Raw genomic sequence first — 18,069 nt, forward strand, 5'->3', positions numbered from 1 at the left:
ATCCTGGTCAAGGGTGGCGACGTCCTCGAGAGACTGCCCTTGGTCGATACGGTCTTCTTTGACAAGACCGGGACCATAACCACCGGGCAGTTCCACCTGGCCGGGGTCTATCCCCAGGAGGGAAGATCGTCCGACTCTCTCCTCGAACTGGCCGTCACCGCCGAGAGAGGTTCAAACCACCCCCTCGCCGAGGCCGTGAGGTCAGGGTGGGGACAGCGTCCCTTGCCAGCGCTGCCTCTCTCGGCGGTCGAGCACCCCGGGATGGGGATCGAGGCAAAAACCCCTGAAACCCTGATCCTGGCCGGCAACAGGAGGCTCATGCTTGAGAACAAAATTGACGCATCCAATCCATCATCGCCGGGCACGGTGATTCACGTGGCCGAAAACGGAGTTTACGCGGGTTACCTGGTTCTGGCCGATACCATTAAAGACGAAGCGCCGCACGCAATTAAGGAACTAAGGGACCTGGGCATCGGCCGGATTTTCCTTCTTTCCGGAGACCTCGAGGGGCCAACGGTGGATGTGGAGAATCAGCTATCGCTGGACGGCTCCTTTTGGGGTCTTCTGCCCGAGGAAAAGGTCGCTTTGCTGGAGGAAAAGCAGGCCTCGAACCGGGGAAAAGCTATCAGTGCTTTCGTGGGTGACGGCCTCAACGACGCCCCTGTGATCGCCAGGGCCGAAGTGGGTGTCTCCATGGGGAAAGTCGGTTCCGATATCACCGTAGACAACGCCGATGTGGTTATTATGAACGACCATGTGTCAGGACTCCCCGAAGTCCTGAGGATAGCCCGTAAAACCAGGAGAGTGATCTGGCAGAACATCCTGCTGTCTCTCACGGTGAAGGCGTTGGTACTATCCCTCGGAGCTTTCGGCGCGGCGACGCTTTGGGAAGCGGTCTTCGCCGACGTGGGGATGACCCTCTTGGCTGTAATCAACTCCTCGAGGATTCTCCGGTGGTCCCGAAAACAAAGAATCCATTATTTCAGTTCAAGTGAAAAATATCCTCACAATCACTAAAGTAATTTTCACGCGAGATATTGTATGCGCTATTTTACGTTCTTTTTAATTCATGGACTGATCGAAAAATTTAAGTTGAAATTTGGGTAAAAGAATAATAACGGGGATGAAAACCTGATCCCCAAAGGGAACAGGTTTTTATCCCCGTAGAATAATACTGAGCTGGTCCAGACGGTCAAAGCGTTCCTGATGCGGATTGAAGATCGTGATCTAACTACTGTTCCCCGTCCATATATTTTGATACTGTGTTGACAACGATGTCTTCGTCGGGGATGAAGGGCAACGTGATATGGTAACTTCCCTTATAGTTTGTGTTTATCTCCCGGCTCACCTCGATAGCGTGCTCGCAACGAGCCCAAGCACGCCGGGCTACCCCGCCGAGAACGTCCCACATCATGGCGGATCTCAAGATTTTATCGGTCTGTTCCGATCCATCGAGCAGCATGCCGAAACCGGAGTTTATTGCCTTCCCGATTCCTACGCCGCCGCCGTTATGGATCGCGCAAAGAGTCATCCCCCGGGCGGCGTTCCCGGCGAAACACTGGGTCGCCATGTCGGCGCAGACATTGCTCCCGTCCTTGATATTCGCTGTTTCACGGTAAGGGGAATCCACGCCTCCCGTATCGTGGTGGTCCCGTCCCAGCATGACCGGCCCGATCTCGCCCTTCCGAACCAATTCGTTGAACTTGAGAGCTATTTTTAAACGGCCTTCCGCGTCCTGGTAAAGGATGCGGGCCTGAGTCCCCACGACCAGGGCATTCTTCTCGGCATCCCGGATCCAGACCCAGTTGTCATAATCCTGGGAGCGTCGGTTCGGGTCGATGCAGTCCATAGCCGCCTTGTCAGTTTTCCGGAGGTCTTCCGGCTTGCCGCTCAGGCAGACCCAACGGAAGGGGCCGTAACCGTAGTCAAAAAGAATGGGTCCCATGATGTCTTCCACGTAGGAGGGCCAGATGAACCCGTCATAGGTGTTCTCGCCGTTTTTGCAAATTTCCTTCACGCCGGCGTCAAAAACTGCCCTCATGAAAGAGTTGCCGTAATCAAAGAAAAAGGTGCCTTTTTTCGCAAGTGTCTTTATCAGCTCAAAGTGTTTCTGCAAGGATTTGTCAACGCGCCGTCTGAATTCTTCGGGGTCATCACTGAGCATCCTCGTCCGTTCTTCGAAGGTCAGTCCCTGCGGGCAATAGCCGCCGTCGTAAGGTGCATGACAGGATGTCTGGTCTGAAAGAAGCGGTATGGTCTCTCCCTGGTCCACGGCGAACTGGAGCAAGTCAACGATGTTGCCATGGAAGGCAATGGACAGGGCCCTTTTTCCCTTGATAGCCTTTTTGGCAAGGTTGAAAGCTTCATCGGGGGTCTCGGCCACTTCGCTGACCCATCCCTGCTTATGGCGGGTCTCGATCCTGGAGGAATCAACTTCGGCTATGATTCCGACGCCGCCGGCGATCTCAATGGCTTTGGGTTGAGCACCGCTCATGCCGCCAAGTCCGGAGGAAACGAAAAGGATCCCAGCCAGGTTATCCTTGGGGCCGACGCCCAGTCTCTGCCTGGCCGCGTTCAGTAGGGTATTGAAGGTACCATGGACGATACCCTGGGGACCGATGTACATCCAGCCACCGGCGGTCATCTGGCCATAATTGCTGACACCCAGCTGCATGGCCCGATGCCACTCATGCTGATTGTCAAAAAGGCCCACGAGCAGCCCGTTGGTCAGTATCACACGAGGGGATTCCGGGTGGGATTGAAAAAGTCCGACGGGGTGTCCGCTTTCCAACACCAGGGTTGTGTCTTCCGTCAGTTCCTCCAGGTACTTTTTGATCAACCTGTATTGCAGCCAGTTCTGGCAAATCTGCCCCGTTTCCCCGTAGGTGACCAGTTCGTAGGGGTAGAGGGCTACGTCAAAGTCAAGGTTGTTGTCGATCATGACCTGAAAAGCTTTGCCCGCCAGGCATTTGCCCTTATATTCCTGGATAGGCTTTCCATAAATCTTCCCAGCGGGGCGGAATCTATAGGCATAGATTCGTCCCCGCGTGGTCAGTTCCTCCATGAATTCTGGGGCCAGGATCTCGTGGAATTTCTCGGGGACGTACCGCAAGGCGTTTTTCAGGGCCAGTTCGGTTTCAGCCTTGTTGAGGGTCCAACCTCGGTCGGGAGCGCGTCTTATCCCTTCCTTGAATTTGGGGTAGGATGGCAATTCCATGGCTGGACCGATATCCATAGCCTCCTGATTCAGCCTGTTTACCTCTTTCATCATTTCTCCCTCCCTTAAAAGTCACATGGGAACCTTCGTTTGCGTATCGGACTACCAACATTTTTCCGATCGGGCCTATTTCCTATTGGTCGTTTCAATTGTAGCACCCCTTTGGGTAGGGGAATAACCAAAAAAACATGACTTAGGAACCTCTGAACAAAACCATTTAAAGATGGCAACAGCAGAACCTTGGCAGCTGAATCCTTTTCCTGTTGACAACTCGGATAAGTGTGGCTATTCAGGACATATTGTTTGCCTTTTAGGGGCCTCTTCGCCCCTCCTTGTGACCCTTTTTGTCTTACTGCCTATGTTTTGAGACACTACGCCACTGAAGGCTGCAGCAGGTGTCTCCTCGCCATGTAGAGGTTCGACAGGACAAATACGACGTAAGCAAAGTTGGTGTTCTTTTCAAGACCTTTGTATCGCACCTTGGAAAAGCCGAATATGTTCTTGGCAACACCGAAGATATGTTCCACCTTTACCCGGGTCCTGGATAGCTCCCTGTTGCGGGCTATCTCCTCCTCGGTGAGCTTCCTGTTCCTGGTAGCCTTCTTCTGGGTAAGGTCAATCGCCCCGAGGACCCTCTCTCTTATAACTTTGCCCTGTCCCATATAGGAGGTGTCGCCCCATACCGCCTTCTCACCCCCTGAAGAAGACCATGGGCCTCAAACAGATGGCGGGACTTGCATATCGTCGTCTTGACCGGAACGCACCTCGTTACCCAGGTCTATGCCAACAAACCGCCGCATGGACTCTATGTCGTAGAGAGCTTCTTCTGCCACCGAGTCGCTGAGTTTGAAGTGAACTCTGCAGGAAATGGATCCAGAGCATCCGTTCCAGCCCTACGGGAGGCCTTCCCTTCCTTGGCTTGGGGTAGAAAGGCCCTATAAGGGCACAAAGTTACTTCCAGGGTACGACCTGTTCCATCTCGGCCAGGAACTGCTCCCGCCTTGTCGATTTCCGGTACTTCTCAAAGGTCATGGTATTGGCAAGGCTCTTCTGGCTCTTCATATAAAGTCCTCCCCGGAGAAAAGGTCTGGTCGAACAGCGAACAGATGGCTGGAATGGATAAACCAAGGCTGCTACAACCATATTTTACTAGGTCAAGGTCCTTATATTGAGGACTTTTTCAAAGATTCCTTAACAGGATCCTGAAAGGAGCAAGCTTGAAGAATCCCTTCTCCCACAGGGGACCCAGGAAGCGAAGGAGGAGGGCCCGGATGGAGCGCTTCGGCCAGATGCTCCAGATAGACGCCTCCCCCTTCGACTGGCTCTCCAACGGCTCAATGATCTCCCTTCACGGCGCCATCGATGACGCCACGGGCAGCGTCACGGTCCTGAGGTTCGAGCGTACGGAGTGCCTTGACGGCTACTTCCACGTCCTGGAAGAGACCATCCCCCCCTTTTTAGGGACTAACTTCATGATGGGTAATCAAGTAATCATGGACCCTAGAATCTAAAAGAATTGTCCCCGAGGCCGCCTTCAAGGGGGCTAAAAAAGATAAAAAGGTGGAATCAAGGCAGTTATCCCTGTTAAGCTGACAATCTTCTCCAACAAAGAAGGGAACGTATAGGAGGATACGAGATGAGATCATTCCGCCTAGCTATCGCAACGGATAAACGGTGTTATCTTGATGAAAACATTTCCAGTAGATTCATTATCAAGTCAACCTACTTCTATGGCCCGTTCTTTAGCGCTTAACCTGATACATCCAGGCCCGGATATCTGGCTTTTGCCCCCTGTTTGAGGTGTTACCTGAATCTGCGTGCTGATCCGCTCCCTCAAGGCAGTTACGTGTGAAATGACGCCGATCACCTTGCCATCGTGCTGCAAGCCTGCGAGGGTTTCCAAAGCGGTGTCAAGGGCTTCCTCGTCCAGAGTGCCGAAGCCTTCATCAAGAAATAGCGAGTCCACCCGCACCTTCTTGCTGGCCATATGGGACAAACCCAGAGCCAGGGACAGGCTGACGATGAAGCTCTCCCCGCCTGAAAGGTTCTTCGTGGATCGAATCTCACCGGCCTGATAACTATCGACCACGTTGAGATTCAGAGGCTGGGTATCATCACGGATCAGTAAATAGCGGTCGGTCATTTTCTGCAATTGCCGGTTGGCGTGACCAATCATCATTTTGAAGGTCAGCCCCTGAGCAAAATTGCGGTACTTCTTACCGTCTGCGGAGCCGATCAAGTCGTTCAAGTTTTCCCATCTGCGATACTCTTTTTTATGGGCCTCGATAGCCATCTGTTTTTCCTTTATCCGTTCTTTTGCAGCCATATTCTCATTTAACTTGTGTTTGAAACCGGCAATGATGTCCCGGAGTTCTTTCAGAGCCTTCTCGTGCTCCTTGAATTGCGGTTCAAGCTCTTCCAGCGATTTGTCAGTAATCTTGCGGGCCATTTCCGAGGTCAGACGCGCCTTTCGATCCTTCCGGCGGGCGCATAGGTCTGCTTGACGCTCATCCAGATCCTTGGCCGTGGCCGCCAACTCAGCCCGACCTTCAGAAGACAAGATCGCTGCCAGGAACTGTTCTTCATTTGAAAAGCCGACGGGCGCGAGTGCTGCGGCGAATTCATTTTCCAGCTTTGTCAGTCCGGGTTCTCGTTGGCCGATGCGTTTCTTCAGAGATCCGACGTGGATCTTCAAGGCATTCCAGTTTTGTTGGAGCTCATTATGCGGTTCTCTGGCTTGCTTTTCGGCACCTTCGGCATCAGAAATAGCCTTGTTTAAACGGCGCTCCTCATCGTCGGGATTCTTGTCGCCGTAAAGGGCATTACGCTCATCACTTCCGGTGGCGAGTTCCTTTTTCAAGGTCGCTAGGTGCTCCAGCTTTTCGGTCAGGGCGGTGTTTTGAGTTTCGATAACAGCATCCAGCCGCTTCACCTCGCTGTCGATGTCGGCAATCTGTTTCTCGATGTTCCCCTTTTTCTTGACCTGTTCCTGCCACGCCTTTAGCCGCACTCTGAGTGATTCAATCAGTAATGAGATGTCCGTTTTAGGGATGTCCGCAATACCGAGCGGCTGGAGTTTGGTAGTAACGGTCTGCCTACGTTCGGCAAAATCGGCACGGAGTTTCACCAGACCGTCCTTCACCTCAGCCAGAGCTTTCTCGACAGCCTTCTTGTCATTAGCCGCTGCTGACTCCAACTTTTCAGCCTTCGTCAGGTTTTTGCGGGCCAGGCTTTCAGCTTCTTCGAGTTTCTTGATGGCGGCTTCCTGATCCTCGGCCTTACTGATTAGCCTGGTCAAGGCGTCGATCTTCTTTTCAGTTTCATCGGGAACAGGGACATTCCCTTCCGCAAACGGGTGCTCGATTGCACCACAGAGTGGACAGGGCTTACCGTCTTCCAGTTTTGCCCGATGTTCTTCGAGCTCCGCTATTTTCGTCAGAAAGGCCATTTCACGCAGCAGTGTTTCCTTATCAGAGCGGTATTCTCGTAATAAGCGGTCTCCCAGCAATTGGCTCAAAGCATCCTTGCCCTGCTGAAGCTGTTTCGAGGCGTTCTCCAACTCCTGCTTTTGAATGCCTGATTGCTTCTGACAGTCTTCGAGAGAATTTATCGCTAGTCCCAGAGTCGTATTAGCCTTTTCTTGATCGGCCTCCTTTTGAACAATTTCATTTTGCTTTGATATCAGGCCACTCAACTGTTCTTCCACTCCAGCCAGGCCGCTGACCAGCCATTCATCTTGCGCATGCTCTTTGAGGTGGCCGTTTACAAGATCCAGCGTCTCATGAGCCTTGGATCGTTTTTCCTGTTCTTTGAGCCGGGCTTTTTTATCAGCGTCAATCTTGGCCGCATCCTTCTTGCAGCCCTCATCTCCCTCCGAAACAGCTTTTTTCTGATCGTCAAGTTTCTGATCCAGGGAGCGAACCTTCTGCAATGTAGGCACGGCCGCTTTCAGTTCTTCTTTGGCCTGCGCGGTTTGTCCCTCGGCCGATTTCAGTACTCCGGCCTGTTCCTTGGCGGAGGATTCAATTCCAGGAAGAGCATCTTTCTTGGTTTTCAATGCAGCCCTGTCATCTGTCTGCTGCTTACGGTTGGCGGTAAGCGTCGCGTATATACCGTCCAGTGAGGCGGCATTCAAAGCCAGGTTAAGTTTTTCACGATCCGGTTTGAAGATCTCGATATCGCTTAGCAGATTACTCGCCTCGTCAGCCAGGTCGCCGATTTCCTTCTTGAGACCATCGATGGTGGTGAGCCAGGCAATGGCTCTTCTGATCTCAGCGGATTCGGCCGCAAGGTCTGTCTCTTCCTTCTGCCTTGCTTCGAGTGCCTGTCCAATCTTTTGTTCCTTCTCCGGCTCAAGAATCATGATGCCTGCCGTTTCGGCCTGAAGTAAGTTTAGCTTGTCCCGCTCCTCGCGCTGGCGTTCGTGGACACGGATGGATATCTGGCTGTAGATCTCTGTGCCCGTTATCTGCTCCAGAATCGGAGCACGAACATCCGGTGCCGCCTGAAGAAACGCGTCAAAGCCGCCTTGGGCCAGCAACATAGAACGGGTAAAACGTTCAAAATCCATGCCGGTAGCCAACTCGATCTGGTCGGCAACCCCTCTGATCTTGGATTCTAAAATCTCGCCGGAATCGGCATTGGCAATTTCGTGCCTCGGGGCCTGGAGTTCCCCATCCGGCTTCTTGCTTGCCCGATGTTGGCTCCAGTGACAGCGGTAACGCCCAGACTGGGTTTCGAAGGTTACCTCGGCAAAGCATTCGCCGGTCTGGCGGGACATGATTTCGTTTCCACTCTTGGTGACCTTGTTCAGGCGAGGCGTCCGGCCGTAAAGGGCGAGGCAAATAGCATCGAGGATCGTCGTCTTTCCCGAGCCGGTGGGACCAGTGATGGCGAAGATGCCGTCAGACGCGAAGGCCAGGTGTGTCAGGTCGATTTGCCATTCGCCCACCAGTGAGTTTAGATTTTTGAAGCTTACCTGCAGTATTCTCATCGACAGCCTCTCTATTCCGCCCGTACGACATCTTCATCAAGAGACGAGACCGCTTCCCTGTATGTGTGGCGCAATTCATGCCGCTGGCCTTCAAACACATCATGAACGTCAAGGCATCGCTCGAACACGTCGTTCACGTTCAGATCGTCGAGTGTTTCCTCTGCATGGATTTGCCCCAGCACGCGGTCGATGATGCGGTTGTTTTTGATTCGGAGAATTTCCATTTTGGTGTCGAAAATCGCAGCCTCCAGGCGTTCACGCAGATCGCCAATGACCTCAATGCCGTCGTAGATGACTTCGAGCCAACCTTGGAAGTCCGTTGCCGATAATTCAAGGATGCGGTTTGAGATACCGTCCCAGTCACCCTTGACGCGCTCAAGTTTCTGAAAAATTGGCACGTCGACCAGCTGTACCGATGCAGCTGTGCTGTGGAAATCAACCTGGCAAATGCTCTTCTGCTGTTTAGCTTCTCCGAACCCCATGGGCAGTGGAGAACCGCTGTAACGAATGGTTTCAGAGCCGCTTACCTTTTGCGCAACATGCAAATGTCCAAGTGCCATATAGTCAAAACTGACAGGAAAAATCCCGGACTCCACATGAGCCAGAGAGCCGACATAGAGTTCACGCACGCCATCCCCATCGACGGTTTGTCCGCCTGCGGTGAACAGATGTCCCATACCTATGATGGGGATATCGACTCCAAGTTCCTTGCGCTTCTCTTCGGCCACAGCGGCGACAGCAGCGTAATGAGTGCGGATGCCTTCGATCAGCTTTCGCTCCTTGTCCTCGACGCTCTCACCCGCTTCAGTCACGCGGATATCCCTGTCACGGAGGTAGGGTACGGCACAGACAATCAATTCCGGGGCTTTCTGCTCATTGCGAAGCACCAGCACTTCGTCTTCCGGGGAGGAAGTTGCACTGCCGACCACATGGACATCAAGGGCCTTGAGCAGTTCCTTGGGTGCATCGAGAAAGGACGGCGAATCGTGGTTGCCCGCGACGACGACGACATGCCGACAGGATGAGGCCGCCACCCGGCACAGAAAATCGTAATAGAGCTCCTGGGCGCGATTGCTCGGTGTGCTGGTGTCAAAGACATCACCCGCCACCAGTAGCGCGGCGATTTCATTCTCCTGAATCGCCTCCACTAACCAATCCAGAAAGGCCTTGAATTCTTCGTAGCGTTTTCTGCCATAAAGGGTGCGGCCGATGTGCCAGTCGGATGTGTGGAGGATTTTCATTTAGCCTCCTGAAAAACTGATGTTGTCGGTCTGTTTTTAAATTCTTTTTGCCACTCTCTTAATCCATCAAAATCTTCTCTTAACTCATCCGGTTCTGGAATCGTGACTGGCGCCTCAGGTGGTTGTGAATGTCCATATTTCGAATATTTTGTCATCAATTCATCAAAGTATTTACAGTCAGCCTCTGAGATCTTGGCCAGATTGCAAATTTTTCCCATCGTATTTATTGCCCGTCTATACCGCTGGACAACATCCGACATGAGTTCATGCTCAATCATTCTTTCAAGAAGAATTCTGAATTCAATACAGATATTCATCGCTCTTGTTTTATAAGCATCAAAGCCACTTTCATAAAATAGATCCTCCGCTTCGGGAAGATCACTATCGATTAGCGTGTTGAGTGCTTGTAATGGTTTCTGTGCTTCTAGAGGAGTTTTTCCCGGCTCACCCGTCCCCCACGGTTCTTTACGGACACATATTATTTTAGGCTTTATATCAACCTTTCTGGTATAGTCCTGAGCCATCGCCAGAAATGATAGGCGATGGGTGAATATGATAACTTGTCTCTCGGAAGCAATAGAGCAGAGGCGTTGAACAACTGCCTCTTCGTAATTTTGATCAAGTGAAGAAATCGGATCATCAAATACCAAGGGATCCGGATAGGTCTTGCCTGTGACATCAGCAAGAAATGCCGCAATAGAAATGACCCGATTTTCTCCCTCGCTCAGGACATCGGCGAGGCCACTCTGAGAGGCACCCCGAAGCTGGAGCTTATGAAGGACACGGCCCTTAGAGACTCGTGATTTCACGAGCTCAACATTAACCTTTCTCGCGCCAAGGGTTTTGAGTTCCGTGTCGAATCTTTGCGCGAACGCATCCGTGATCAAGGTTTCTGCAAGCTCTCCTTTTTTCTTTGACAGAGCTGTAGTATCGGCCAATGTCTTTGCCATTTGAATCAGGCCAAGCGACTTCAAGCGGCAGACTTCTTCATCAATGGCGGCGCGGTGCTCAGACAACCACTTTCTGGCCTGCAGGCTGTATATCTTTTTCTTGATCTCCTCTCTATTATCGCTTTTAGCATCTTCATCGTATTTTGCCGCAAGTTTGCTGAGGTTCTTCGAGCGGATGTTGGCTTGTTCGATCCATTTCAGTGGGAGCACCGGATCGGGAATGGCTTCTTCAGAATCGATCCCAGAGAGTTCATCTTTCCTAGCCTGCAATTGAGCAAAGAATTCCATCACTTGGCTTGCAAAGTCATCTTGTTGAATGCCAGCAGCATCGATAAGTGTCTTTAGCGTTTCCGAGGTGGGTAGCGTCTCGATAGTTTGACTAGCGTCCTCATATTCCAAGGCCGCATCCGTTGCGGCTTTCTGCATTTCGCCCTTCACAAAAAATTCGAAGGAGATCAACCGATCCTTGGTCTCCTGGGTCAGGGGTTGATGGCACAGAACACAACGGGAGCCATCAGAAACATTCGGGTACTCGGCTTCTTTGTAGGCCGCTGATACGGAGTAGTTCCGGGCCGCTTCCCAAAACTCTTTCCAGACATCAGAGCCGATGCCTTCCAGCTCGCTTCCTGAGAACATCTTTCCCGCCGCAGTGTCTGCCGCTGTCTTCTTGAGAATCGACTTCTTCTTGGCAGCAATGATCCGTCGGTAATTCTCGTCCGATAATTGTGCCAGATACTTTTTCGCATCCTTAATCAGAGTATCGATATGCTGTTTCTGATTTCTCAGTTGATTTACTTTTTCCGCCGGGCTCTGTTCGGCAAGGCGCTGTTGCAGCGTTTGCATCTCGGTCTCGTCAAGGTTGCCAAATGTGCAATGCTTATCGATGTCATAGGTGCTGGTCTTGGCGCTGATGGCTTCGTACCAGATACCTTCAGGGGTTACCTTCTTATCAGCCGGGATATTAGGCTTTTTGGACTGAAGCCGGTCGGCCTCGGCGTCCAGGGCAGATGCTACCTTTCCGCATGCGAGGATGAGCGAGCTGAAAAACGATAAAACCGGCGGCTCATAGCTCACCTCACCTTCGATGCTGACAAAAACTTTGCCAAAGGAGTTGTCGAAAATATCAACGCAATTGAGGTCATCGCAGATGCCTTGTCCTGACCAGATATGGGTCTTCAAAATGCCGTCCTGCTCAAACGAAATGCAGGCTTTCTGCTCGGTAGAGTCGGGCTTAAAGACATTGCGGTACAGGGTTCCCGTCTCGCGAGCACCACACACATGCTTGAGAAGCCTGACATAACCAGATTTCCCAGATCCGTTACTGCCGTAAATAACTGTTAAATTTCCTTTGCCAAACTCGAGAGGTTTTCTTGGAGCCAATGCGTTTATTCCTTCGACATCACTGATTGAACACAAACGAAAGATACCCTCAGCGCCTTGGGAGAAAACGGTGGAAGGAAAGGAGCAGGTTGTTTCGGGCAACTTTCCATCGGCTTCCTGCTGACACAGGGTTGCGAGCTCAGAGACGTCTTTGTCAGTAAGCTCAAGCTGCTTTAGTAGCCTGGCAGCCGCAATCTGGAGCCACTGGGGGCGCTCTGAAAACCATTTGGCCAATGATGTCGATATCCCGCTCATGTTATTCTCCCTCAACCCCATAATGTTTGTGTTTGATGAACGTCAACTTAGGCGAAGGAAAATCCTTTTTTCAGAGTAATGCAACCTCCCACCGAGGGTCGTTAAGCGCTGCGTCGATCTCATTCCCCAGGAGACGTGCCCCCCTGTGGCCCCGGTCAAGGATTCGAATTTGTGCTCTAAGGCTGTTGATCGTGGGGATGTCCCAATCGGGGTATCCCCCCAGTTTTTCGTAACACTTTTTAAACCGCTCTGATCTTGGCCCGCCCTTTTCCATCTCCTTGTAGAAAAGACTGTTTAAACCTTCTGCAGAGCGAAGATTGGGATCCAGGCACAGCAGGAATCGGCCAAGTTCCATCTTTAGCCTAATGGCGCATGCCTTCTTCTGAGCCTTCAGGTCAGAGACCCTTCTCTCTTCTGCAATGGAAGATTGATTTTCCACCATTTCCCGTATCTCCCTCTGGATCTCGGAGAGATCTATTGTGGCGGGGCCGCTTCCATCCCATGATTCCAATAGCCTGTTAAGTTCTTCCAGGTTCTTCACTGGCTCAACATGCCCGTCTCCATCTATCCAGAATATTGACACTTTCTTGAAAGGTCCCTGCTCGAAAGAAACAAACGTAAGTGGAAGATTCCCGTCAGGATAAAGATATTGATGCAAACCCTTAAAGAAGGGGTCAAAAGGAGAAAGGGGGTACAATCCGGAATCAGCCTCTAATGCCTCAAGGCCAGTGGCGTACTCCCGTCTTGTCCCGTCGGGGAGCCTTAGGTTCAACTTATCCAGCCGGGTTGTAACGGATATCCCGGAGACGTTATCGAGGGCTCGCAGGGCATCAACAAGGTTTTCTCTCGTTATTGGTGATTGCTCCGATACAACCACCTGTGGATCTGAAAGCCGGTAGGTCTCGGCTGCAAGGAAATCCGTCTCGACCCGTTCCGCCTCTACGGTGAGGTCGAAAAGGTCCTCCTCGGTCTGTCCCAGGAGTATCTTCTGAGCCTTGGCGAGTACCGGCTGCATGGGACCCACAAAGTGTTCAAAGAGGCGGCATCTCTCACGAAGCACTGTGTAGACCCTGTCGTCTATGCTGTCACGCAAGAACATATTGATGACCTTAACTTCCGGCCAGATCTGACCGATCCTGTCTATGCGTCCTATCCGCTGCTCAACCTTGCTCGGATTCCAGGGCAGGTCATAGTTGATGACGGCACCTGCCTTTTGTAGGTTTAACCCCTCGCTGGCGGCGTCGGTACACAAAAGTACTCTCAGTTCGCCGTTCTGCAGGGAGGCCGTTATCGCATCTTTGGTCGCTGGTAACCATCTTTTCCCGTCCCAGCGCTCTCCTCCCCTGCCACAGAACGTGGCCAGTTCCTTCCCGTATAGAGGACAAAGCCACTCCTTCAGAAAATCCATGGTGTCCGTGTATTCTGTGAAAACCAGAACAGATCTGTCGTCATCCTGAAGTTTTCTCAGTTCCTCGGTAAAACGATCCCGCTTGGTGTCGATACCGGGGAGATCCTTGATCTCAAACAAAAGGGACTCGACCTGCCTTAACTCCTGCGCAGCAATAGCCGGGTCTTCTGGGTAAGCTGAAGAGATCTTTCCGCCTTCAGCAATTCCCTCCACTTCTTCCAGGTCAAGCCAATCGAGGCTTTCGTCCTCAAAATAGGGATCCCAGGATCCTCTTTCTATTACCTGGCCAAGCCCATCTTTCCTTCTCAGCAGACTCTTCTCAAGGGCGAAGAGGGAACTTGTACATCGCCTTCGGTATACGGTCATTACGAAACCTTTTCCTCGCTTCTCCCTTTCCAGCGCTTCGAATCTGCTGTCTATGAAACTTTTAATAGAGTTGTAGACGCGGCCCTCCCCGGCATCTTCGTACCTGTAACGGATGTCCTCTACTATTCTCCTGGGCGGGGGCACCTCAAGAAGACCATCCCGGTAGTATTTCTGCAGAGTCTCCTTTCCGTTGCGGAGCATCCTTCTTCCCAGTGGGGAGGCCTTTCTCATCCAGTTGGCGTATCCCTTCATACCCCTCTCGTCGGCAAAGATCAACCTGTCAATAAAATTCTCTTCCCTCTCAAGGATTGGCCCTTCGGGTGATATTGGTAGATCGGGATCTAGCATCGCTGTCTTATATAAGAACTTGAGGTCCCGCTCAGAAGGTCCTTGTGATCCCTCCAGGCTTTGTATCACCGAGTAGTATTTCCGCACAATGTCGAACTCGGCGAGCCATGCCCCTCCTACACCGAGACAACTCAACAGGTCCCAGGGTTCCCAGGGATGGGTCTGCATCGGGGTGGCGCTGAGGAACATGTAGCTGGCGGTCTTCCCCCGGATCTGCAACCTCCTTACCAGGTCAAGAAGAAGGGTCCCCGTGTTGAACTCACCCTCCTCCTGTTTCTTTCTTCTCGCCGCATGAGCTTCGTCCAGGATAACCAGGTCCCAAGAGGGTCCTTCAAGGAGCAGTGCCTGGTTTGCCTCAATCCTTGCCAGTTCCCGACTGACCAGCAGCATGGGTTCCTCGAGGGCCTCGCCCAAACCAGAAACAGTCTTGGAGATTCCGTCGGGCCAGACTACGCGCTGGGCATCGAATCTAGGTACGAGGATATTTCCCTTTTCCCGCAACTCTGCCTGCCATTGAAGGACGAGTCCTGCGGGCAGAAGGAAGAGAACCCGCCTGACTCCCCGACCTGCCACAAGACGCCTGAGTGCCGCTATCGCCTCAATGGTCTTTCCCATCCCGACCTCGTCACATAGCAGTTTTCCCTTGGGCCAGGCTGATAAGACCTCCTGCACCACAGCTCTCTGGTGGGGCCAAAGGGATACGTTCATAGTGGCGTCACAGACCGCTTCTCCGTTTTCCATGTAGGGCGATTCAACGATGAATTGCCATAGCATCGCCAATTTTTTTCTCTTGAGATCATCTGAAGTATCTTTCGGGGGAAGCGGTTCTTCCAGGGGAGGCGTATCGGGGGCGTATGATATTATGCCCTGCCTGATGGCTTCGGGAAGCCTTACGACTCTTACATCCGGGTGGCTGCCCTCCCAGAGCCTTTCGAACTCTTCGGCAAATTCCTGGTATCTTTCCTGGTCATCCCAGGATCCCGATACCTCCAGGTGTTCGTAGTTGGCTGTCAATCCTGACCTGGATTCGTTCCCGCTTCCACTGAAGACCAGAGCGTTGCCGTTCTCGTCATGGAACACGCCAAATTTTGCGTGAAGAATGCCCTCTCCAGACCTTAAAACTCCAACCCTGATCTCGACCAATTCCCTTGAGACCATCCAGGCGAGCATCTCAAGGCGGGCTTTCTCAAGGGCTGTCTCAGGTGAAGCGAACCTCTTTATCAGCACTTTCTCAAGGGCTGATGGATCGGGAGTATCCGACAAAGCCTCCACGTCTTCCCTGGTAAGCTGTTCGTTAACCAACAGGCGGACAGCAGGTCTGGGCAGAGAATTACCATCCGTTGCAAAGCGCCTGATGAGGCCAGAAAATCCGCGGGCGGCAGTTGAGAGGACAGAACTGGAGAAGTAGGCACAGCAACGGTCATACCGCAACGACCGCTGAAGGGCCGGAACATACAGATCCTCAAGCAGCCTCGGATCAGGCCCCCTGAGAAATCGGGGCCAAATTCGGGAGGTAAAATCGCTTTCGGGCAGAGCAGAAGATCTTGCCCGCCATGGGCTTTGTCCTTCCGGCACCGGAATTCACCTCCATGCCGTTTGTCATGCCCTTGCAAGAACTACTCCGATCCTTCTTCCTCCGGCTCTTCATTATCTTCGAGGGAAAGAAACCCTTGCGTTTCAGTGGTCTCCTCCCATTTTGGCGGGGCGATCCCGAAAAGGGGCTCCAGCATGGAGTGCCAGGCCCTGAATTCAGGATAGAGAGCACCTGCGCTCTGTTTGCCCCTGTCGAACCACAATGCGGGCGGGGCGGCCTTGAGGAGGGCATCCATCAAACGGGAGACGGCAGAGCCATCTCTCCAGCCCTGTCTTCTCGCCAGGGCGCTGGCTGACCCGATCCCGGCGGAACCCCTTCCGGCTTCAAGATATGCAAGGGCCAAGGCATGGCATCCGTCCATGGCCGTTCTGAAAGAATCGTCCTGGGGGTGAACCTTCAGAGAAACCCCTCTGCGACCCCGGACGCCTCTCGAATTACCCTCAAGGAGCAACTGCTCTGCCTGTTGGACGTTCAGAGGCCTTTCCCTACGGCGTTCTCCCGCCGAGAGAATCCTTACATTATCCCCGGACTTAACGACCAGGCCGGCTGCGACAAGGTTGTCTATCTCCATTCCTACCGCATTCCCCAACAACTTGGCCTCGTTGAAGCGAAATTCGGCCGCCCTCAGGACATCCCAACAGAGGAGGGCGAAACGCCCTTCCGGCTCAACTCCTTCGAGTCCTCTCTTGGCAAGTTTCTCCACCCTCCAGGAACTGACCGCATCGGAGGCGATCCTGATAGCCTCTCCCACGCGAACCCTTTCGCCCGTATCGGTCCTGACCTCGTCGTACCGACTGAAAGCTCTCATTGCCGGCCCAAAAGTCCCCACCAGCTGGTCGACGGGGTTGAGCCCATCTGCCTCAAGCCGCTTAGCCGCTTCCGTGGCGTTGAAGTGGATGGCCTCGGTCATGGTCCTGTCGAAGTAGCCCGTTCCTGCGCCATCCGGCCGTTTTCGGGCAACCAGTATTACCGTGCTCTGGGCAGCGTTCTTTTTTGCCTGGTGAAGACTGTGCTCGCTTTCGGTCTTGATGGGCCAGGTTGCGGTAACTATGAACCCGGCAGATATAAGACTTGCGAAGAGGGACTCCCAGGCCTCCTGCTTCTTATGGGTGAACATCACAGAAAGGACTCCGTCGTCCTTAAGGATCCTGCGAATCTCCCTGAAACTCGCCGTCATCAACTTTTCGTACTCCGCGTAGGCGGAATCTTTGGCCTTCCCTCCGGACAGGGCCGGAAGGGCTGCACGCACCCGGGCCTCGTTGACCACCATCTCCATTGTATTGGGCGACAGGGGGGTCATGTACCACTCGGGGTAAATGTCCCCGACGGTGCGTTTGAGCCAGACGTAGAAAAAGTCCGCCAGTTCGCTGTACTGGACGTTGTCTGCGTAGGGCGGGTCCACGACCACGGCCGTAACGGAACGGTCGGGTATCGTGAAAAGATCCGAAGCCGACCCCTGCATTATCTCTGCCGGTCTAGCATCAGGGTTTTTGGGAAGCCTGCATATATCCCGATAGGCTTCGAGGCAGTTGGTTATGGCCCAGTCGAGCCCTGAACCCGCGTTGCAGGGAGCCATTTCTGCATAAGTGGATTTAAAAGCGAAATCGTGACGATCAAAAACGCTTCTCATTACCGATCTTGGAGCGTGCCATGAGGAAAGGTAACAATTGTAGTTCAAAAATTTATCTATCCCGAAAGCCAGCAATGAAATTATAGCATTGCCTTTCTCTTCTCCCTCTTTTTTGCGGATCTCCGGTTTGAGTTTCTGCAGTTCCTCCACAAGTACCCCGAAACAGAGAAGTTGCCGGGGAGAGAACATGTCGGCCCATCTGGGCATACCGTAGATCCTGGGGCGGGGATCTGTAGTCACTTCTGGATATGACTCTGTGGGTATTATGTTCCTCCGCTCCCACTCGGGACGCCTGCGAGCCAGTTCTTCTTCGGCCATTTCTAGCGCCTCAAGATCCTCTTTATGGGGCGGTCGGAAGATCAGATCACCCGCACCTCTTTTCACTGCCACCGCGTATAGAACGTTCCCCATCCTTCCCTGCTGTGCCATGGCCTTGATGTATTCGGAATCTATCTGAAGATTCTCGGAGAAAAGAGAAACTCCCTTGCCTCGGCTGTATGTAGGAACAGGGGGTACAACGCCCTTGCCGACGGGAAGAATTTCAACGGGCCATTGTCCGGTTTTTTTGTCCGGCCTGGGGAAGGCGGCCCATCTGGTTCCGCTCTTCGGCTTCAGCAGGTGCCAGTCGGGAACCAGCGGCGTTGGGTGTCCTGTGTCGGGGCAAGGGACAGTTCGGGCAAAGATATA

At 52.8% G+C, this 18,069-nt stretch carries 8 protein-coding genes and 1 pseudogene; 2 read left to right on the forward strand and 7 right to left on the reverse strand.

Translation table 11 applies throughout. The annotated features are described in order from the left end of the window. Nucleotides 1–1,017 (forward strand): HAD-IC family P-type ATPase (locus GX108_01740; GenBank protein ID NLO55768.1); only part of this gene is annotated, 1,017 nt, incomplete at its 5' end. Nucleotides 1,018–1,231: 214 nt separating this feature from the next. On the opposite strand, the gene GX108_01745 is transcribed toward GX108_01740, so the two are convergent. Then, nucleotides 1,232–3,268, reverse strand: coding sequence for a urocanate hydratase (locus GX108_01745; GenBank protein ID NLO55769.1), 2,037 nt, complete (start codon nt 3,266–3,268; stop codon nt 1,232–1,234). 320 nt (nt 3,269–3,588) lie between these two features. Then, nucleotides 3,589–4,249 (reverse strand): annotated as a pseudogene (locus tag GX108_01750) (transposase). 239 nt (nt 4,250–4,488) lie between these two features. Between GX108_01750 and GX108_01755 the strand changes: the two are divergent. After that, nucleotides 4,489–4,728 carry a hypothetical protein gene (locus tag GX108_01755; GenBank protein NLO55770.1) on the forward strand — a complete coding sequence of 80 codons (240 nt, stop codon included), beginning with the start codon at nt 4,489–4,491 and terminating at the stop codon, nt 4,726–4,728. A gap of 206 nt (nt 4,729–4,934) precedes the next feature. On the opposite strand, the gene GX108_01760 is transcribed toward GX108_01755, so the two are convergent. The 5 genes from GX108_01760 to GX108_01780 form a co-directional block, all read right to left on the reverse strand. Beyond that, nucleotides 4,935–8,210 carry an AAA family ATPase gene (locus GX108_01760; protein NLO55771.1) on the reverse strand — a complete coding sequence of 1,092 codons (3,276 nt, stop codon included), beginning with the start codon at nt 8,208–8,210 and terminating at the stop codon, nt 4,935–4,937. Between the two features lie 11 nt (nt 8,211–8,221). Continuing rightward, entirely contained in the window at nt 8,222–9,451 is a 1,230-nt protein-coding gene (gene sbcD, locus GX108_01765) for an exonuclease subunit SbcD (protein ID NLO55772.1), read from the reverse strand. After that, nucleotides 9,448–12,036 carry an AAA family ATPase gene (locus GX108_01770; GenBank protein ID NLO55773.1) on the reverse strand — a complete coding sequence of 863 codons (2,589 nt, stop codon included), beginning with the start codon at nt 12,034–12,036 and terminating at the stop codon, nt 9,448–9,450. Before GX108_01770 ends, sbcD begins: the two co-directional genes overlap by 4 nt. Before the next feature lie 70 nt (nt 12,037–12,106). Beyond that, nucleotides 12,107–15,460: a hypothetical protein gene (locus GX108_01775; GenBank protein NLO55774.1), complete on the reverse strand. Its 3,354-nt coding sequence runs from the start codon at nt 15,458–15,460 to the stop codon at nt 12,107–12,109. Between the two features lie 314 nt (nt 15,461–15,774). Further along, the coding region (locus GX108_01780; GenBank protein NLO55775.1) for a DUF1156 domain-containing protein at nt 15,775–18,069 on the reverse strand (2,295 nt) is incomplete at its 5' end.

The sequence above is a fragment of the Thermovirga sp. genome (genome assembly GCA_012523215.1).
Classification (GTDB): domain Bacteria; phylum Synergistota; class Synergistia; order Synergistales; family Thermovirgaceae; genus 58-81.

Bases quoted from the DNA above. Each gene is read 5' to 3' on its own strand.
- GX108_01760 (NLO55771.1), bottom strand. From the start codon at position 8,210: ATGAGAATACTGCAGGTAAGCTTCAAAAATCTAAACTCACTGGTGGGC.
- GX108_01770 (NLO55773.1), bottom strand. From the start codon at position 12,036: ATGAGCGGGATATCGACATCATTGGCCAAATGGTTTTCAGAGCGCCCC.
- GX108_01745 (NLO55769.1), bottom strand. From the start codon at position 3,268: ATGAAAGAGGTAAACAGGCTGAATCAGGAGGCTATGGATATCGGTCCA.
- sbcD (NLO55772.1), bottom strand. From the start codon at position 9,451: ATGAAAATCCTCCACACATCCGACTGGCACATCGGCCGCACCCTTTAT.
- GX108_01755 (NLO55770.1), top strand. From the start codon at position 4,489: ATGGAGCGCTTCGGCCAGATGCTCCAGATAGACGCCTCCCCCTTCGAC.